Source organism: Larkinella rosea, from assembly GCF_003858635.1.
GTDB classification, from domain to species: domain Bacteria; phylum Bacteroidota; class Bacteroidia; order Cytophagales; family Spirosomataceae; genus Larkinella; species Larkinella rosea.
In genome coordinates this window covers 138,683-155,161 of record NZ_RQJO01000007.1, presented here as the reverse complement: position 1 = coordinate 155,161, position 16,479 = coordinate 138,683, and the positions used below count along the sequence as shown (strand labels likewise).

17 protein-coding genes are annotated in these 16,479 nt (G+C 48.5%); 8 read left to right on the top strand and 9 right to left on the bottom strand.

Translation table 11 applies throughout. The annotated features are described in order from the left end of the window. Nucleotides 1-18: 18 nt before the first annotated feature. From EHT25_RS00945 to EHT25_RS00925, 5 genes are all read right to left on the bottom strand, one after another. Nucleotides 19-222 (bottom strand): hypothetical protein, encoded by a 204-nt coding sequence (locus EHT25_RS00945; RefSeq protein WP_124869274.1) that lies wholly within the window; start codon nucleotides 220-222, stop codon nucleotides 19-21. 350 nt (nucleotides 223-572) lie between these two features. Next, the gene (locus EHT25_RS00940; protein ID WP_124869271.1) at nucleotides 573-1,772 is read right to left on the bottom strand and encodes a PQQ-dependent sugar dehydrogenase; all 1,200 of its coding nucleotides are present in this window, start codon (nucleotides 1,770-1,772) and stop codon (nucleotides 573-575) included. Between the two features lie 545 nt (nucleotides 1,773-2,317). Further along, complete coding sequence (locus tag EHT25_RS00935; protein ID WP_124869268.1) at nucleotides 2,318-2,734, bottom strand: helix-turn-helix domain-containing protein; 417 nt, start codon at nucleotides 2,732-2,734, stop codon at nucleotides 2,318-2,320. A 536-nt stretch (nucleotides 2,735-3,270) separates the two neighbouring features. Next, on the bottom strand, nucleotides 3,271-3,552 hold the full coding sequence (locus EHT25_RS00930) for a hypothetical protein (RefSeq protein WP_124869265.1): 282 nt from the start codon (nucleotides 3,550-3,552) through the stop codon (nucleotides 3,271-3,273). Between the two features lie 107 nt (nucleotides 3,553-3,659). After that, complete coding sequence (locus tag EHT25_RS00925) at nucleotides 3,660-3,842, bottom strand: hypothetical protein (RefSeq protein ID WP_124869261.1); 183 nt, start codon at nucleotides 3,840-3,842, stop codon at nucleotides 3,660-3,662. A 259-nt stretch (nucleotides 3,843-4,101) separates the two neighbouring features. On the opposite strand from EHT25_RS00925, the gene EHT25_RS00920 reads away from it, so the two are divergent. After that, nucleotides 4,102-5,448 carry a D-arabinono-1,4-lactone oxidase gene (locus EHT25_RS00920; protein WP_124869258.1) on the top strand — a complete coding sequence of 449 codons (1,347 nt, stop codon included), beginning with the start codon at nucleotides 4,102-4,104 and terminating at the stop codon, nucleotides 5,446-5,448. A gap of 79 nt (nucleotides 5,449-5,527) precedes the next feature. Here the strand turns inward: EHT25_RS00920 and EHT25_RS00915 are convergent, their stop codons facing one another. After that, nucleotides 5,528-6,991 carry a sodium:solute symporter gene (locus EHT25_RS00915; protein ID WP_124869255.1) on the bottom strand — a complete coding sequence of 488 codons (1,464 nt, stop codon included), beginning with the start codon at nucleotides 6,989-6,991 and terminating at the stop codon, nucleotides 5,528-5,530. A 134-nt stretch (nucleotides 6,992-7,125) separates the two neighbouring features. On the opposite strand from EHT25_RS00915, the gene EHT25_RS00910 reads away from it, so the two are divergent. Continuing rightward, complete coding sequence (locus EHT25_RS00910) at nucleotides 7,126-7,404, top strand: ATP-dependent Clp protease adaptor ClpS (protein ID WP_124869251.1); 279 nt, start codon at nucleotides 7,126-7,128, stop codon at nucleotides 7,402-7,404. An 82-nt stretch (nucleotides 7,405-7,486) separates the two neighbouring features. Next, nucleotides 7,487-8,098, top strand: a complete 612-nt coding sequence (gene recR / locus EHT25_RS00905) for a recombination mediator RecR (RefSeq protein WP_124869248.1) — start codon at nucleotides 7,487-7,489, stop codon at nucleotides 8,096-8,098. Nucleotides 8,099-8,114: 16 nt separating this feature from the next. Here recR and EHT25_RS00900 read toward each other — a convergent pair whose 3' ends face one another. Beyond that, nucleotides 8,115-9,080 carry a c-type cytochrome gene (locus EHT25_RS00900; RefSeq protein WP_229311391.1) on the bottom strand — a complete coding sequence of 322 codons (966 nt, stop codon included), beginning with the start codon at nucleotides 9,078-9,080 and terminating at the stop codon, nucleotides 8,115-8,117. Nucleotides 9,081-9,281: 201 nt separating this feature from the next. On the opposite strand from EHT25_RS00900, the gene EHT25_RS00895 reads away from it, so the two are divergent. The 4 genes from EHT25_RS00895 (at nucleotide 9,282) to EHT25_RS00880 (ending at nucleotide 13,085) form a co-directional block, all read left to right on the top strand. Next, nucleotides 9,282-9,992, top strand: coding sequence for a superoxide dismutase (locus EHT25_RS00895; protein ID WP_124869245.1), 711 nt, complete (start codon nucleotides 9,282-9,284; stop codon nucleotides 9,990-9,992). A gap of 136 nt (nucleotides 9,993-10,128) precedes the next feature. After that, nucleotides 10,129-11,085, top strand: a complete 957-nt coding sequence (locus EHT25_RS00890) for an isopenicillin N synthase family dioxygenase (protein ID WP_124869242.1) — start codon at nucleotides 10,129-10,131, stop codon at nucleotides 11,083-11,085. Between the two features lie 104 nt (nucleotides 11,086-11,189). Beyond that, complete coding sequence (gene chrA, locus EHT25_RS00885) at nucleotides 11,190-12,401, top strand: chromate efflux transporter (RefSeq protein ID WP_124869239.1); 1,212 nt, start codon at nucleotides 11,190-11,192, stop codon at nucleotides 12,399-12,401. 72 nt (nucleotides 12,402-12,473) lie between these two features. Further along, nucleotides 12,474-13,085, top strand: coding sequence for a Uma2 family endonuclease (locus EHT25_RS00880; protein ID WP_124869236.1), 612 nt, complete (start codon nucleotides 12,474-12,476; stop codon nucleotides 13,083-13,085). A gap of 1 nt (nucleotide 13,086) precedes the next feature. Here the strand turns inward: EHT25_RS00880 and EHT25_RS00875 are convergent, their stop codons facing one another. Continuing rightward, entirely contained in the window at nucleotides 13,087-14,949 is a 1,863-nt protein-coding gene (locus tag EHT25_RS00875) for an ABC transporter ATP-binding protein (protein WP_124869233.1), read from the bottom strand. A 120-nt stretch (nucleotides 14,950-15,069) separates the two neighbouring features. Between EHT25_RS00875 and EHT25_RS00870 the strand changes: the two genes are divergently transcribed. Continuing rightward, on the top strand, nucleotides 15,070-15,549 hold the full coding sequence (locus tag EHT25_RS00870; RefSeq protein WP_124869230.1) for a low affinity iron permease family protein: 480 nt from the start codon (nucleotides 15,070-15,072) through the stop codon (nucleotides 15,547-15,549). A 5-nt stretch (nucleotides 15,550-15,554) separates the two neighbouring features. On the opposite strand, the gene EHT25_RS00865 is transcribed toward EHT25_RS00870, so the two are convergent. Further along, complete coding sequence (locus EHT25_RS00865; RefSeq protein ID WP_124869227.1) at nucleotides 15,555-16,427, bottom strand: glycosyltransferase family protein; 873 nt, start codon at nucleotides 16,425-16,427, stop codon at nucleotides 15,555-15,557. Between the last annotated feature and the right edge of the window lie 52 nt (nucleotides 16,428-16,479).

Sequence of the window (16,479 nt, the reverse complement as noted above, 5' to 3'; positions counted from 1 at the left end):
CCAGCCGATTTCTATGGTTTATGCAAGAGATAGCGCATAATTTTTGTCATATTTTTCGCCCCGGCGGATCACGGCATAGATACGATGAATCACCGCGTGGGCAGTCCCATTATTGCGAACATAAGAACCAGCATCCGCGCGGGCAGCCCCGCTGTCTTTTCCCTCGGCCACTTTGCGTCGGTACCAGTCCTGTAATTCGCCCTTGGCTCGCGTCGCAGACATGGCTGCCAAATGGAACAAAGATTTGAGCCTTTTGCGGGGGGGCTTGTGCTTCGCTCCGGTAAACAACGGTTTTTTCGCCAGCAACAGGTCAATTCCGGTCGTATCGACTACCTGAACAGGGGCATTTGCCCAGCAATGCCCAATGGCGAAAAATGCAGATCGTTACCGACAGCCGGGGCCATACTTGCTCCGCACAGTTCAGTGTGCTGTTTTATACCTTCATCCTGATTACGTTTGCACAAACTATGATCTATCATTTGCACCATGTAACAATCTGGTAGGCCATTTACGGTTCTCCATCCCAAATGATTATTAGATGTGGTATTTTCTGACTTTGAAACTGGTTTTTCTTAGTTCTGGCTGGCCAGCCGCTGAATGGTTCCTTGATGATCAAGCAGGTATACTTCGCCGGTTGCATCTTCCCCAAAAGCCGAAATGGTACCGCCAGCGGCCAATAGAAGCTGATTGTCGGTTTTTTTTCCGGCTTCGTGGCTTAATGCCCAGACTTTGCCGCTGACGTAATCCGCATACAGGTATTTTCCCAACAAATCCGGATGACGGGTACCCCGATAAACCACACCCCCGCTGATTGATACGCCCTCGTCCCGCGAATATTGGTGGATTGGCTCGATTAAATGACCCGGATTGCAGTCTTTTCGGGGATTATAACAGACGCTGGCCTCTTTCAATCGCCAGCCATAGTTGCCACCTTTGGTAATGATATCGATCTCTTCAAATTGATTTTGGCCCACATCACCGGCCCACATCTGACCGGTTTTCCGGTCAAAACTAAACCGCCAGGGATTGCGAAGTCCGTAGGCATAGATTTCTTCCCGAAGTCCTTCCTGGTTTCCGGAAAAAGGATTATCGGACGGAATTCCGTAGTTCCCTTTTTCCGATCGGTTGACGTCGATGCGCAGAATCTTGCCCAGCCAGGACGATCGGTTTTGAGCATTTCCGTGTGGGTCGCCCCAGGCTCCGCCGTCGCCGGTCGAGATGTAAAGATAGCCGTCGGGGCCGAAGGCAATTTTTCCACCATTGTGATTGTCGTAGGGTTGGTCGAACCGCAAAACAACCGTTTCGCTGGACGGAATCACCACCAATTCGCCCGCCGTCGAAGCCTTATACCGCGTAATGACCGTTTCCAGCGGTTTTCGTTTGGTGTGGTAGGTATAAAAATAGCCGTTGTTTCGGAAGTCAGGATGAAAAGCCAGTCCGAGCAGTCCCATTTCTCCTTCGGAAGAAACTTTGTTTCGAACATCCAGAAAAACCGTTGCCTTTTTTGCGGTGGTGGTATTCTCGAAAACCAGAATCCGACCTTCCTGTTCCACTATACAAATCCGGTTGCTGTTGTCGCCCACCGGTGTAAATTCTACGGGACGGCTGAACGTCAGATTCGGAAACGCATTTTCCAGCTTCCAATTGGCCGCCTGCCGGTCTGGAGCGTTCGTTTTTTTCGGATGATCCGTCGCCAGCAGGAGCATTGCTCCGCCAGTCAGAACAGTGAAAACGCCCAGATTCTGTCGTATGTTTCGAACGATTCGTGGCATCTTTTTTTTACCTGACATCCACCCTAGCATACGGATCTAAATTTGTTAACCGCTCTAATGAACGGATATAGATACCTAAAGCTCGGGCTTAACCGGGTCTACCCAGTCGTTTTTCGTCGTAAGGTGGATTTTGAAAAAGCCAATTCGCAGGCGTTTTTTTATCCGCCAGGTCAACATTGGCTTTCTATCTACAAAACAGATGACAGCATCAAGATACATTTGCCTCTATGCAATACGAAGTAATATGGAGGTATTACTTTAACGCAACCTAAAGATTTGCAGAGAGATAGCGCTGTCAATCTGTCTATCTTTATAATACCGTTTCGATTAGACAGCCCCAGCAGTCTTGCTGGGGTTTGTTTTACCGGGAATGATTCATTCAGGGAAGGAAAATCAAAAAAGTTACGAAAGTGTAATGCCCGTTTTGGAGCGAAACGTTTCGGATAACCCGGACAAGTAACCAAACCGAATACGACTTTATCTGTTGTTAACGTCTTAACCGACCCGTAAAGTGCTGATTCTAAATCTATTTGATTTGTGTATCATCAACTGCCAATTGTCCGCAATTTTTGTTCAAAACGACGTAAGGTATCGTAGCTAACGGGTTTGGAAAGTAAATTATTTACGTGTCCCAACCGCTGGCTGCGGTCCTCCGGATGAATGTAAAGCGCTTGCTGGACACATTCGACCTGATCCTGACAAACAATGCTTAGTTTTGGTTTCAATCCACGCCCCGGTTTATCCTGCATGGCTTGTATCTTCCCCTTCTCCCACCGAATGAGCCAGTTATAAATACTGCGACGATCTACGTCAAAAAAGTGCATTAACTCATTTACCCGCATCCCGTAATAACTGAAGAGAATACATTGGCAACGCTTTTTAACGATGGAATCTTCTTTTTGTTGGCTGAAATAATGGAGCTGTTCAATTTCGTCTGGAGTCAATGTTTTAATATTTTTCATTGTTCTGATAGAGTATATTAAACAGAAAAAATACCACTCGATCGCAAGTAATGATGGCTCCAATTTAAATTATAAAAAAAGAATTTTGCAAATATTTTTTCCTTAAAAATCAGTGCGTTATAAATAACCGTTATTGCATACGGATTTGAAAATAAAAATGATTATATCTTTAAAATTTATAAAAATTGAACATAAATAAGAAATGTAATTAAACGGTTTTACGGTCGAATGATAAAAATTATGTCAATTATCAAAGTTATTAATCAGGTAAAGTATAGACAGTCAATATAAAAAAATAAAACTTTGAGCAGTTTATATCTGGCACTTTTATAAAGCCGATAAAACGCTATTTCTTCCTGCCAATACGAACGTAATAATTACAAGATTGTTGACGAAACGATTACTTTGAAAACTGCAAAATGTTTACTATTGCCCCTGCTATTAATGTTCCTGATTTTTTTCAAAAAATTAACAAAGTTTCCCTGCTGGAATTCCTTCAACTCTGTTGATAATCAGGCAATTTAAAATTAAAACAATTAGCGCATACTTCGTTGGCGAACCAATCCAATCGAAATAATGACGACCAGCGATACGATCAGGCCTTTGGCAATCAGCTTACCACGTCCATTGGTTTTTAAATACTGTTCCTTACCGCCGATTTGTTCACGCTGCAAGTGGAGGTAAACATCCGAGCGATCGGAGACCACGGACTTTGCCGCAAGTGCCGGTTTTTCATCCAGCCGGGCCGACTGCTCAACGGCATAGTCCACCAGTTTTAATCCGGGTAGAAGGAGAATGATAAACAGGAGTATCTTCATACCCAATTAGACGCAGAATTCCGCCAAAAGTCACATCAACTTCCTGTCTATCATGACCAACGACCGTTTATTTAACCTGATCCACCTGATTAGTAGAAGCGTTTGCCTTATTCGGTCAAAGGAGCCGAACGAAGGGTATCCCGAAACCGCTCAATCCGACCGAGATCAATTTGGTTGATACCCCATTTTGCCAGTACGTCGGGCTTTCCTTTCAATTCGTTCACGAGTCGGGTTTGGGCCGTCTGAACAATTTCTACTTCTTTTTGCGTCGTTTCCAGGGTTAGTTTCATTGGTATGACAATTATCGTTCACTAATTACAATCAAAACCTTTGCCAGTATGCGCACAATGCCCGAATCCTGGTCCGAATTCTCATCGTTTAATTGGCTACATTTAGTTTGTGGTAGCCACTCCTGAATTCTCCCGACAAAGCAGGTAAGCAATCCCGATAACCGGACAGTATGAAAACCGCTCCGCTGACTTTTGTAGAAGTCCTGTTGACCATATGCCTCAATTTACCCACTGAGCTTCAACAAAAAGCCCGATTCTCATGAAAAAAAGAACTTTTCTCAAGCTGTCTTCGACCCTGCTCGCAACCCCGGCACTTCCTGCTTTAGCTACCAGGATACTTGACGAAAAACTAAGCAATTGGGCGGGTAATTTCCAATTCAGCACCAGCCGGGTGGATCAGGCCAAATCGCTGCAACAGGTGCAAAAGCTGGTCAAGGGCTATGAAAAAATGAAAATCCTGGGCACGCGTCACTGTTTTAATCGCATTGCCGACAGCACCAACCACCTGGTTTCGCTCGTGGAAATGACGCAGGTTCACGCCCTGGACACCAAGGCCAAAACCGTTACCGTCGATGCCAACATGAAGTACGGAAACCTCGCTACCTATCTGGACAGCAAGGGCTTCGCGCTGCATAATCTGGCTTCACTGCCGCACATTTCCATTGCGGGAGCCTGCGCAACGGCCACGCATGGCTCCGGTACGAAAAACGGAAATCTGGCGACGGCCGTGAACACGATGGAAATCGTGCTGGCTACTGGCGAAGTGCGAACCTTGTCGCGAGCCAAAGATGGCGAAGCGTTCCGGGCGGCTGTGGTGCATTTGGGCGGTCTAGGCGTAGTGACTAAAATCACGCTGGATATTCAGCCAACATTTCAAATGCGACAGTACGTTTACCAGGATTTGCCGCTGGAACAAATGAAAAATCATTTCGAAGCCATTGAGTCGAGCGCCTATAGCGTGAGTCTGTTCACGGACTGGCAGAAAAAGCGCATCAATGAAGTGTGGTTGAAAAAACGCATCACGAAAAACGATAAAGGAGATGCCAAACCCGACTTTTTTGGTGCCAAATTGTCGGCGAAAAACCTGCACCCGATTGCCGAACTTTCGGCCATTCACTGTACCGAACAGCAGGGCGTTCCGGGGCCGTGGTATGAGCGGTTGCCCCACTTCCGGATGGGTTTCACCCCCAGCAGCGGCAAGGAGCTGCAATCGGAATTCTTTGTGCCATACCGTAACGCCATCGACGCCATTCTGGCCGTTGAACGCTTGCGCGACCACATCAGCCCGCATTTGCTGATTTCGGAAATCCGGACGATCGATGCGGATGATTTCTGGATGAGTCCGTGTTATAAACAACCCTCCCTGGCCATTCATTTTACCTGGAAACCCGACTGGCCTTCCGTTCAAAAAGTGCTGCCCTTGATTGAAAAAGAACTGGCGCCGTTCAACGTCCGGCCCCATTGGGGAAAGTTGTTCACCCTCGCTCCTGCCGTTCTCCAGTCGCGCTACGAAAAACTCCCCGAATTCAAGAAACTGATGGCTGAATACGACCCCAAAGGCAAATTCCGCAATGCATTCCTGGATACGAACTTGTTCGGGAAATAGGGAGATACGGTTTTTGGGTACGGTTTTCAGTCCCGGCGGGAAATGCACCATACCCTGAAAACCGTACCCAAAAACCGCTTTAAGCTGCCATCTGTTCAGTAGCCTGCTTTTTTCTCGAAACGGCCCACAAACCGATGTAGGTTATTAATCCATTGAGAACCAGCCGCTCAAAGCCGAACTTGTAGCCGTTGAACCATTCGGCGGAGTGGTTATTGATAAACAGCGTCACAAAGGGCGAAGCCAGGCAGATCAGCGGCACCCAGCCGTCGCGAACGGGTCGGGTTGTGAATAAGCCAAACGCATACAAGCCCAGCAACGGACCGTAGGTATAGCCCGCCAGATCGAAAACCGCCGTCACGACATCCTGACTGTTGAGCCGGTTAAAGATAATAATGACCAGAAAAAACAAGACCGAAAACCCGATGTGAACCCAGTGTTTGATGCGCGCCCGTTCGGTTTCCGGCCGCCCTTCTACGTTCATGAAATCGATGCAAAAGGAAGTCGTCAGGGCGGTTAAGGCCGAATCGGAGCTGGCGTAGGTTGCCGCCGTAATTCCCAGCAAAAACGTGATACCGACCACCACGCCGAAATGGTCAAGAGCGAGAAGCGGATACAAATCGTCGGATTTGGCCGGAATGGCAATGCCTTTCGAATTGGCATAAATGTAGAGCAAAGCTCCCAGCGACAGAAACAGGAAGACAACCACCGCAAACGTTCCGGTAAACCAGAACATGTTTTTCTGCGCTTCGCCAATGTTCTTGCAGGTCAGGTTTTTCTGCATCAGGTCCTGATCCAGGCCGGTCATGACAATGGCGATGAAAATCCCGGAAATAAACTGTTTGAAGAAGTTTTTCGGATCATTGGCGTCCCAAAAAAAGATTTGGGAGTAGTCGCTTTTCGAAACCGTCGAAACCATTTCATTGAACGAAAGGCCGAGCTGCCGCGAGATCAGAATGATTGTCAGAATAACCGCCGTCACCAGAAAAGTGGTTTGTAGCGTATCCGTCACGATAATGGTCTTAACCCCGCCTTTGAACGTATACAGCCAGATCAGCAGGATAGTAATGCCCACCGAGACTTCGAACGGTATGTTAAAACTGTTGAAAATGGCGATTTGCAACACCCCGGCCGCAATGTATAGGCGAATGGCCGACCCCACTGTTCGGGCCAGTAAAAAGAAACCCGCACCGGTTTTGTACGACCAGAAACCAAACCGCTTTTCCAGGTATCCGTAAATGGAAATCAGATTCATCCGGTAATACAGCGGCATCAAAACCGTTGCAATGACGTAATAGCCGACGATATTGCCGAGAATCACCTGAAAATAGGAGAAAGCCTTGGCACCCACGGAACCCGGCACCGAAATAAAGGTGACTCCCGACAGCGAGGTACCAATCATCGCAAAGGCGACCAAATACCAGGGCGTCTGCCGGTTAGCCGTAAAAAAGGTATTCGTATCGGCTCCTCGGGCGGTGTACCAGGAAACCACAATCAGCATGGCAAAGTAGGCAATCAGTATCGTTAATGCGATGTTGGGATTCATACCGGATCGGGCAACTTTTTAAGTAAATAATGGGTTACTATTCTGGAGGTTTTGTTGCTCCAATCGATCGAAAAAACGTGGCAAAAGCAGCCAGAATTTTCGTAAATTTGCAAACAAACAAGAAAATTCGTGTAATGCAACCGTTCGAAGAAAATGACGTTGAGGTATTGGAAGAAGTTATTGATACCGACCTGTATAACCTGGTGGTTTTCAACGACGATGTGAATACATTCGATCACGTCATCGACACTTTAATTGATGTGTGCGAACATACTCCCGAGCAGGCTGAGCAGTGCACGATCATCATCCACCACAAAGGCAAATGCCGGGTCAAGAATGGCTCCTGGGAAGAGTTGGTTCCCAAACGCAACGAAATCTGCCGCCGGGGCATATCCGCCGAAGTTTTAAAATAATTGAGTGAATGTGCGATTGAGTGAATTAGTGAATAACAACTCAATCACTCATCCTCTCAATCACTCTATCACTCAAATTTTCATGGAGTTTCCTTCCAAACTAATAGAAGACGCGGTCAACGAGGTATCCAAATTACCGGGTATCGGTAAAAAAACCGCCCTTCGGCTCGTGTTGCATCTGTTGAAGCGGGATGAAGATCAAACGAAAAGCCTGGCCGAAACCCTGATCGCCGTGCGGTCGAAGGTGAAACACTGCCGGAAGTGTCACAACTTGTCGGACCACGACCTCTGCGGTATTTGCGCCAGTCACAAACGCGATCGTTCGTTAATCTGTGTCGTGGAAGACACCCGCGATGTGCTGGCTATCGAAAATACCGCCCAGTATAAAGGAATGTACCATGTATTGGGAGGCATCATTTCACCCGTCGAAGGCGTTGGCCCCAGCGATCTGAAAATCGATTCATTGGTTGAGCGGCTTCGAAATCCGGACAGCGATGCGGTAAAGGAAATTATTCTGGCGCTCAGCCCCACGATGGAAGGCGACACGACGGCTTTTTACCTGCAGAAAAAACTCAAAGGGTTTCCCGTAAAAATTTCCACCATTGCTCGCGGTGTCCCGATTGGCGGTGATCTTGAATACGCCGATGAAGTTACACTCGGACGCAGCATCCTGAGCCGGATTACGTACGAATAAAATGTGCACCCACGGACTAAAGTCTGTGGGTACGGAAAATCTCCACTTTGTTCCGCACGGGTTTGACGGTTTTCAGGTAGTCGTAAATCGCCCCCAAATCCTGCTCCGACATTCCGGCATACATCGACCAGGGCATCACGGTATTGAATCCGCTCCCGACTTCCGGTGCTTTGAAAGTAGCCGGATCGTAGGTTTTAAACCGCCGGATAAAGTCGGCCTTCGTCCAGGCGCCAATGCCGGTTTCTCTATCGGGCGTAATATTAGCGGTTTTCAGAAGTCCACCGTTCAACTTAATTTCCGTTCCGCCCGCAAAAGCGGCTTTTTTCGATAAACCGCCCATTCCACGACGCGTATGGCAATCCGCACAGCCCGCCATCGTAACCAGATACCGTCCGTATTCCACGCTATTTTTTTCCGAAGGTATTGCCTGAAAACGGGCTTTGTGCGGCATCATCTTCATGGCCAGTTTAATGGGCGTTGCCGGTTTTGATTCGGGAACGGTATTTTCGATGGGTTCGAGCGTGCGCAGATAAGCGAGAATCGACCGGGCATCGTTTTCATCCATTTTTCCGTAATTCGAATAAGGCATCAACGGAAATAACGGTTTGCCGTCTTTCGAAACCCCGGCCGTCATGGCCAGCAAAAACTCCGTGTCGCTCCAGCTTTTCAGCGCAAATGGGGTAATGTTTTTGGCGTAATAGGTGCCGGGTAACCCGTAATTTTCACCAAACTCTTCACCTCCTCCACCCAGCGTTCCCGGGATAATCGGCCCGGCCAGGCGCGAATAATTGCGTTTGGAATGGCAATCCAGACAAACCGCCACGTGCGTGGCTAAATAGCGACCGCGCTCGATCTGGGCAGGTGCGTTGGGCAGCGAAACGGTACGAATGCGGCCCGATGTCGGCGAGTAGGCTTTCGGATGAGCACAGCCCGCAACCACGGCCATCCAAACCGCAGCAAAGAGGTACAAAAAACGATTCATTTCAGGCGTTGTTTACTGGTCGGACAAAAATACGCAATGGCGCCTGTTTCCGCTTCATCTAATTCCGGCTCTTGAGCGAACGGAAACTGGATTCGGTGTCAATTGTTGCAAAAAAGTCGCTTTCTTTGCGATTTACGAAAACATTGCTCTTTCGGGCGTGTTTTCCAACAAACCGAATATCTCACCTCAAACCAGTTGGATATGAATCGCAGTGAGTTTTTGAAATTAGCCTTTGGTAGCGCCCTAACCCTGAAAGCCCTCCAATCGTCCGCATTTGCCGGATCGTTTCAGGCTGAAGGTCCCTTTAAATTAGCCCCCTTGCCCTATGATTCGGGATCGCTGGAGCCGCACATCGACAAACAAACGATGGAAATTCACCACGATAAACACCACAAAGCGTACGTCGATAACCTGAACAAAGCCGTTGCGGGCTCAGCGATGGCGTCATTGTCGATCGACGAACTGGTGAAAAAAGTCGATAGCAGCACGCCCGCAGCCGTTCGCAACAACGGTGGTGGTCACTGGAACCATACTTTTTTCTGGAATATCCTCGGTGCGAACGGCGGCAAGCAGCCGTCCGGTAATCTGGCCGATGCCATCAATAAAAAGTTTGGTTCATTCGACAAACTGAAGGAAGAATGGCTGAAAGCCGCTACGGGTCGTTTCGGCTCAGGCTGGGCGTGGCTGATCGTTAACGGCAAAGATCTGGAGATTGTTTCAACGCCCAACCAGGACAACCCGCTGATGGCACTGGCCGAGAAAAAAGGTACGCCCATTCTGGCGCTGGATGTTTGGGAACATGCTTATTACCTGAAATACCAGAACCGCCGTCCCGACTACGTTGCCGCTTTCTGGAATGTGGTCAACTGGTCAAAAGTCAATGAATTGTATAATGCCGCCATGAAGGCTTAAAATCAGGCAATCAGGCTTTTAGGCGTATCGGTTTTGTAGATCCGGGAATTTCGCTTCCCGGTACCAGCAAAAAACCGGTATACCTGAAAGCCTTTTTTAATAACTTAATAGAGCACTAAACGAGCACATCAACAACATGAACGATATTTTATACGACCAAATTCCGTCACTGGATCTGGCCGATTTTAAAGCGGATGGTCCGGAACGAAAGGCAAAATTTGTCCGGGATTTGGGAGCCGCGTTCACAAACATCGGTTTTGTTTCGATTAGGAACCACGGCCTGACGGATGAACTGACCGATACTCTCTACGATTCGGTCAAAGCGTTTTTTTCGGCCGGGGATGCGATTAAAAAGAAATACGAGTTCCCCGAATTACATGGCCAACGGGGGTATGTCGGCAAAAACAAAGAAACCGCCAAAGGGTTTAAAGTGGCCGATTTAAAGGAATTCTACCACATTGGCCAGCCGGAACCCATCAACGACATGCCGGAGAATGTCTTTCCCGACGAGTTTCCTGCGTTCAAAGAAAATACCCTCATTACCTACCAAACACTGGAAAAAGCCGGGAGGACGTTGCTACGGGCCATTGCTTTGTATCTGGAACTACCCGAAGACTATTTTGAAGACAAGGTCAAAAATGGCGACAGCATTCTGCGGGCTATTCATTATTTCCCGCTGAACCCGGATCTGGTGCAACCCGGAGCCGTTCGGGCCGCAGCCCACGGTGATATCAACCTCATCACGCTTCTGATGGGGGCCAGTGCCGAAGGACTGGAAGTTCTGCGTCGCGACGGCAAATGGATTCCCATAACCGCTCTACCCGATCAGATCATTGTCAACGTTGGCGACATGCTCGACCGGCTGACTAACCATAAACTGAAATCGACCATCCACCGCGTGGTGAACCCGCCCCGCGAAAAAATGAACAGTCCCCGGTTTTCCATTCCTTTCTTTATGCACCCCCGGGGCGACATGGATCTGACGAGTCTGGAAAGCTGTATTTCGACCGAGAATCCAAAGATTTACGAAGACATGACCGCCGGTGCTTTTTTAGATGAGCGGTTGCAGGAATTAGGCTTGAAAAAGAATTGAAGTCCTGTATCTTTAATTTGCGTAACACGCTTGTTTTTGTCGCATCGTGACCCGTTTTTTGTATTCTATCCGGTTACGATGCGACAGGATATAGAATCCTCTGTATGGCCTCTTACCTTTCTACACTCTCCCCTATCGCTCCGGTAAGGCGCATACGCTTTATTATATTCCTGAAAGACGTCTTTATTCTGGCCTGTACCACATTTGGTGGTCCACAAATCCACCTGGCGATGATGCTCGATCGGTTTGTAGTGAAACGCCGTTACCTCACCGAAGCCGAGTTGCTGGAACTGAATGCATTATGTCAGATTTTACCCGGCCCAACGTCCACGCAAACCATTACCGCACTGGGCTTTAAAATTGGCGGCCCCAATTTAGCCTACCTCACCCTGATCGTCTGGTCGCTCCCGGGAGTGGTGGTGATGACATCCGTCGCGATTGGGATTTATTATGTTCAGCAACGGTCCATTTCGCTCGATTTTACCCGGTTTATCCAGCCGATGGCGGTTGGATTTTTGATCGTGGCGGGTTACCGGATTGCCAAAAAAGTCATTTTGAATCAACGGGGTATGGTTTTAGCGATTGTTTCGGCTCTTGCGTCCTACGCTTTTCCGTCGCCGTATATTACCCCCGTTGTGCTCGTGGCCGGTGGATTTGCTACCGCTTTTCTCTACGAAAAACACGAAAAAATGGAGAAAGCGCCCATCCAGATTCGCTGGGCCAATTTTTTTCTCTGGATCGGCGTGCTCGTGGGTGCCGCGACGCTGGGTGCCATCACCAAATCGTTGCCGTTGCGTTTATTCGAGAACTTTTACCGCAATGGCAGTCTTGTTTTTGGCGGAGGTCAGGTATTGACGCCCATGTTGTACAATGAGTTTGTCGAATTTAAACATTACTTGAGTCGGCAGGAGTTTTTGTCGGGCCTGGCCATTGTTCAGGTTACTCCGGGACCGGTTTTTTCCTTCGCTTCTTACATTGGGGTGTTGTCGATGCGCAATGGCGGTTTAAGCGGTCAGTTGTTGGGCGGTTTTGCCGCCACCGCCGGTATTTTTCTCCCCGGCACGTTTCTGATTTTCTTCGTTTACCGGTTTTGGAACCAACTGAAACGCTACCGCGCGGTGCGGGCGTCATTGGAAGGCATCAACGCAGCCAGTACCGGGCTGACGGCTTCCGCAGCCATTTCGCTGTTTCAGCCCATGGCGGAAAATGGCCTATCGGTTTTGCTGGTTGTCGCCACGATTCTGCTGCTGGAATACTCCAAAATACCACCTTATTTGCTGATCATCGCGGGTTTATTCCTCGGTTTTCTGGTGTAAGCTGAAGGTTACCCTTTAATACCAGCTCAAATTTTCGTATCATTGTTTTCATTGTAACCATTTTTGGAGACTATGGCCGAAACCGCATTGACTACGCCAACTGAAACCGCGGCTCGCAATATCCCGGCATCTCTCATTTACGAAACACTCAACGGACGTCCTTTATATCGAAAAGGCTATAAGGAAGTATTGGCCAATCTAAAAACGCCCGAAGAGATTATGGGAAGTATTGATTTACAGGCAATTATAGTTTCTGTATTGCATGGTTTTTTATTTAATAAGATTAATCGTAAAAAATATTTACTGACAACGAGCGAATCAGGACTTCATATTGCCAATGGCAACAATCTCTCAAACGATATTGCCATTTTTGATAAGGAGAAGGTTATAATTAAAGGCAAATACTTCGATATACCACCTAAAATAGTCGTTGAGGTAGATGTTAAGATCGATTTGGAAGAGTTTCCGGCACGGGAGTTGGATTATTTCTATGAAAAAACCGACCGAATGCTGGATTTCGGGGTTGAAAAAGTAATCTGGATTACAACCAAATCCCGCAAAATATTTACGGCCAGCCGTTCGGCTCCCTGGCTCACCGAAAACTGGGACACCGACGTAGTGGTAGTGGAAAATTGTGTTTTAAATATGGCCCGTCTCCTGAAAGAAGAAGAGATAGTGTTTTGACTTACTGATAGCCCCGCGCCTGAAGCTGAAACAACTCGGCATACCGCCCCTCTTTTTCAAGCAGTTCCTGGTGGCTGCCAATTTCCAGTAACCGGCCATTTTCCAAAACCAGAATCCGATCAGCCATCCGAACGGTTGAGAATCGGTGTGAAATAATTACGGCGGTTTTGCCCTCGGTCAATCGGGAAAACCGCTGGAAAACTTCGTACTCGGCCCGGGCATCCAGCGCGGCCGTTGGCTCGTCCAGAATCAACACGTCGGCATCCCGCATGTAGGCCCGACCCAAAGCAACCTTTTGCCATTCGCCACCCGACAATTCAACACCTTTGCCAAAACTCCGGCCCAATTGCTGTTCATAACCGCCCGGCAGTTTGGCAATAACCGTATCAGCCAGACTACGCTCTGCGGAGTTTTCGATGCGGGACTGATTCGTCCGGGCATCGATGTCACCCACCGCTATGTTGACACCCGCCGACATCTTGAAACGAACGTAATCCTGAAAAATCACGCTGATATTCCGGCGCAGGTCGAGCAAATCATAATCACGGAGGTCGTGGCCGTCGAGTAAGATCCGACCTTCGGCGGGGTCATAAAGGCGGGCCAGCAGCTTGACCAGAGTGGTTTTCCCGGCGCCATTTTCGCCAACCAACGCCAGCTTTTCACCGGGCGTCAGATTGAAACTCAAGTTACGAAGTGCCCAGCGGTCGGAGTTGGTGTATTTGAAGCCAACATTCTCAAACACAAATCCTTGCTGAATTTTCTGGGGAAACAATAGCGATTTTTCCGGCGAATGAATCAGCGGTTTTATTTCAAAAAAATCAAATAGATCCTGCAAATAAACCGCTTCCTGCGTCAAACTGCTGAATTGCAGTAAAATGCCTTCCATCGACCCGCGCAACTGCCGGAATGAACCGGCCAGAAACGTAAGATCACCAATGGAAATGCTGCCATTCATGGCCCGGGCTACAATCCAGACGTAAGCCCCGTAATAACCAACCGTACCAACAATCGTGAGAACGGTCCCCCAGGCCGCCCGACGAATGGATAAACTCTGGTTTTTACGATAATATTGACCCGACAAATCCCGAAACCGATTGATCAGGAAATTCGATAAGCCAAAGATTTTCACCTCTTTAGCGGTTTCGTCACTCGCGCCAACAAACCGCAGGTAATCGAGTTCCCGGCGTTCGGGCGTCCAGCTTCGCGAGAGCGAATAGCTTTTCTGGTTGAAATAATTGTCGCCAATAAAGGCCGGAATGACGGCCAAAAGCAGCAAAACCAACAACCAGGGATTGTATACGGCCAAACCGGCCGCCAGGAAACCGACCGAAATCAGTTCCTGCACCTGACCAAAAACACCGGAAAGCAAAAAAGACCGCCCGGTGGTCTGGCGTCGGGCGCGTTCGAGTTTATCGTAAAACGTGGCATCTTCAAACTGTTCGAGATCGAGCGTAGCCGCGTGCTCCATCAGCCGCACCGACGTACGGTTGGTCACCAGGTCGCCCAGTAAACCGTCGATCAAACTGGTCAGCCGACCCAAAGCCGTCGACAAAACCGCCAGCCCAAACTCAGCCGCCACCAGCGTCCAGAGCCAATCCGTACCGCTCCCGGCCTGTTTCGACAACTGAACGACTTCATCAATAATGAGTTTTCCAATATACAGCGTCAGCGCAGGCATAGCCGCCCGAACCAGCCGAACCGCTGCATTCCCCAGAAATAAACCGGGAGATGCCTGCCAAATCATCCGGAAAAAAGCCGGCAGATTTCGGAGAGCCGCAAAACGGTCTTTCCAGGATAATTCGGCTTTACCCTCTTCATTTGCAATTACGTGCCCCGGAAAGCCCGACACTGGAGATTTTGCCATATAAACCATACATTACCTGAACAAAATTGGTTCTGACCGTGTACTGAGTTCGTACCGGATGGCCCTGAGAAAGCAGATTGCCATTTCAATTAAAATGTACCTTTAAAATTGCTCCTAAAAATGAAAAAAAAGGGATTTGTTGCCATTTTTGAACACTTTGCCAGTGTCGTCACCAAAGCCACCGGCAGTTCCACCGCGTTTTTGCTGGCCTTTACAACCATCATCATCTGGCTCGTGACCGGCCCGATTTTCAACTACTCCGACACCTGGCAATTAATTATCAATACCGGTACTACCATCATTACCTTTTTGATGGTTTTCCTGATTCAGAAATCGCAGAACAAAGACTCCATGGCGATTCAACTCAAACTCAACGAGCTGATTGCTTCTCATAATAAAGCCAGCAACCGATTACTGAATATTGAGGATTTATCAGAAAAAGAACTGATTACACTGCACCGGTATTACGGTATTTTGGTGGAAAAAGCGAAACGGGACAGTAAAGTAACCGAGTCGCATTCGATTGAAGAAGCGGAGGAGCGCCACGAAGAAAAAATGAAGGACCGGGGGAAAAATCGGCACCCGAAGAATCCCAACTGAATTTGTTAGCGCAATTTGTAATTCCGGTATTCGCCGACCCGCCAGCCGGTCAGGTTTTCAATCGCTTTCAAAAACCGGTTTTTGAACGACAGCTTTTTTTGCCGGATATCAAAATCGAATTGCCAGTTCATGCGCTCGATGCGGGGCTGCATCACGGCCGGATGCGTCCCTTCGAACACAGCCAGCGAATCCACTTCCCGGTAATCAAACCCTTTCAGCTCTTCGCGCGATTTGGCCATGTGTTCGTCATTGTGCCAATACCGCCCGAAATTACTGAGTTTATCGGCCTGTTTTTCCGGTGGTTTTACCCAACCGTAGTGATACATTGTCGCATCGATTAGCTTGACATTCAGCTTTTGATTGTCGCGGGTCCGGAAACCCTGGGCGTCCCGATAAGCAGCAACGTTACCCGTGTTTCGAATAATCCGAACCTCCCGGCGATACCACCGACGTGAATCGCCGATGTAGCGGTACGAACCGTAAAAATGCAGGTAGTTGAGCAATAAGCCTTCGACGCCGGAATCCTCTTTGTACCGATTCATTGCCTCCCGGACCACCGGAAGGTATTTTTCGGGCAGTACCTCGTCGCCCTGAATGTAAAACGCCCAATCCGAATCCGGTGAAACAGCCGCCAATGCCTTATCGGTTTCAACTGCCAAGACCCGCCCTCCTTCCCGCAGGGCATCATCCCAGACGGTTTCAATAATCCGGACTTTATCCGATTTGATGGACTGGATCAGTTCGCGTGTCGCATCCTCGGAGCGACCGACCGCAATCACAAACTCGTCGCAAAGCGGTAATACGGACTGAATGGCCTCCACAATGGGATAATCGTAGCGGACCGCATTTCGAATGAAACTAAAACCGGAAACTTTCATAGTTGAGTCGGTTTACGGTTTTCCGTTTTCGGTTGCTGGCCCAAATTTGAAC

What these genes read in the sequence shown, in the direction of transcription:
- EHT25_RS00920 (WP_124869258.1), top strand. Translation starts at nt 4,102, where the DNA reads ATGAAAAAAAGAACTTTTCTCAAGCTGTCTTCGACCCTGCTCGCAACC.
- EHT25_RS00930 (WP_124869265.1), bottom strand. Translation starts at nt 3,552, where the DNA reads ATGAAGATACTCCTGTTTATCATTCTCCTTCTACCCGGATTAAAACTG.
- EHT25_RS00870 (WP_124869230.1), top strand. Translation starts at nt 15,070, where the DNA reads ATGAAAAAAAAGGGATTTGTTGCCATTTTTGAACACTTTGCCAGTGTC.
- EHT25_RS00940 (WP_124869271.1), bottom strand. Translation starts at nt 1,772, where the DNA reads ATGCCACGAATCGTTCGAAACATACGACAGAATCTGGGCGTTTTCACT.
- EHT25_RS00865 (WP_124869227.1), bottom strand. Translation starts at nt 16,427, where the DNA reads ATGAAAGTTTCCGGTTTTAGTTTCATTCGAAATGCGGTCCGCTACGAT.
- EHT25_RS00945 (WP_124869274.1), bottom strand. Translation starts at nt 222, where the DNA reads ATGTCTGCGACGCGAGCCAAGGGCGAATTACAGGACTGGTACCGACGC.
- EHT25_RS00890 (WP_124869242.1), top strand. Translation starts at nt 10,129, where the DNA reads ATGAACGATATTTTATACGACCAAATTCCGTCACTGGATCTGGCCGAT.
- EHT25_RS00880 (WP_124869236.1), top strand. Translation starts at nt 12,474, where the DNA reads ATGGCCGAAACCGCATTGACTACGCCAACTGAAACCGCGGCTCGCAAT.
- EHT25_RS00895 (WP_124869245.1), top strand. Translation starts at nt 9,282, where the DNA reads ATGAATCGCAGTGAGTTTTTGAAATTAGCCTTTGGTAGCGCCCTAACC.
- EHT25_RS00915 (WP_124869255.1), bottom strand. Translation starts at nt 6,991, where the DNA reads ATGAATCCCAACATCGCATTAACGATACTGATTGCCTACTTTGCCATG.
- EHT25_RS00935 (WP_124869268.1), bottom strand. Translation starts at nt 2,734, where the DNA reads ATGAAAAATATTAAAACATTGACTCCAGACGAAATTGAACAGCTCCAT.
- recR (WP_124869248.1), top strand. Translation starts at nt 7,487, where the DNA reads ATGGAGTTTCCTTCCAAACTAATAGAAGACGCGGTCAACGAGGTATCC.
- EHT25_RS00910 (WP_124869251.1), top strand. Translation starts at nt 7,126, where the DNA reads ATGCAACCGTTCGAAGAAAATGACGTTGAGGTATTGGAAGAAGTTATT.
- EHT25_RS00900 (WP_229311391.1), bottom strand. Translation starts at nt 9,080, where the DNA reads ATGAATCGTTTTTTGTACCTCTTTGCTGCGGTTTGGATGGCCGTGGTT.
- EHT25_RS00875 (WP_124869233.1), bottom strand. Translation starts at nt 14,949, where the DNA reads ATGGCAAAATCTCCAGTGTCGGGCTTTCCGGGGCACGTAATTGCAAAT.
- EHT25_RS00925 (WP_124869261.1), bottom strand. Translation starts at nt 3,842, where the DNA reads ATGAAACTAACCCTGGAAACGACGCAAAAAGAAGTAGAAATTGTTCAG.
- chrA (WP_124869239.1), top strand. Translation starts at nt 11,190, where the DNA reads ATGGCCTCTTACCTTTCTACACTCTCCCCTATCGCTCCGGTAAGGCGC.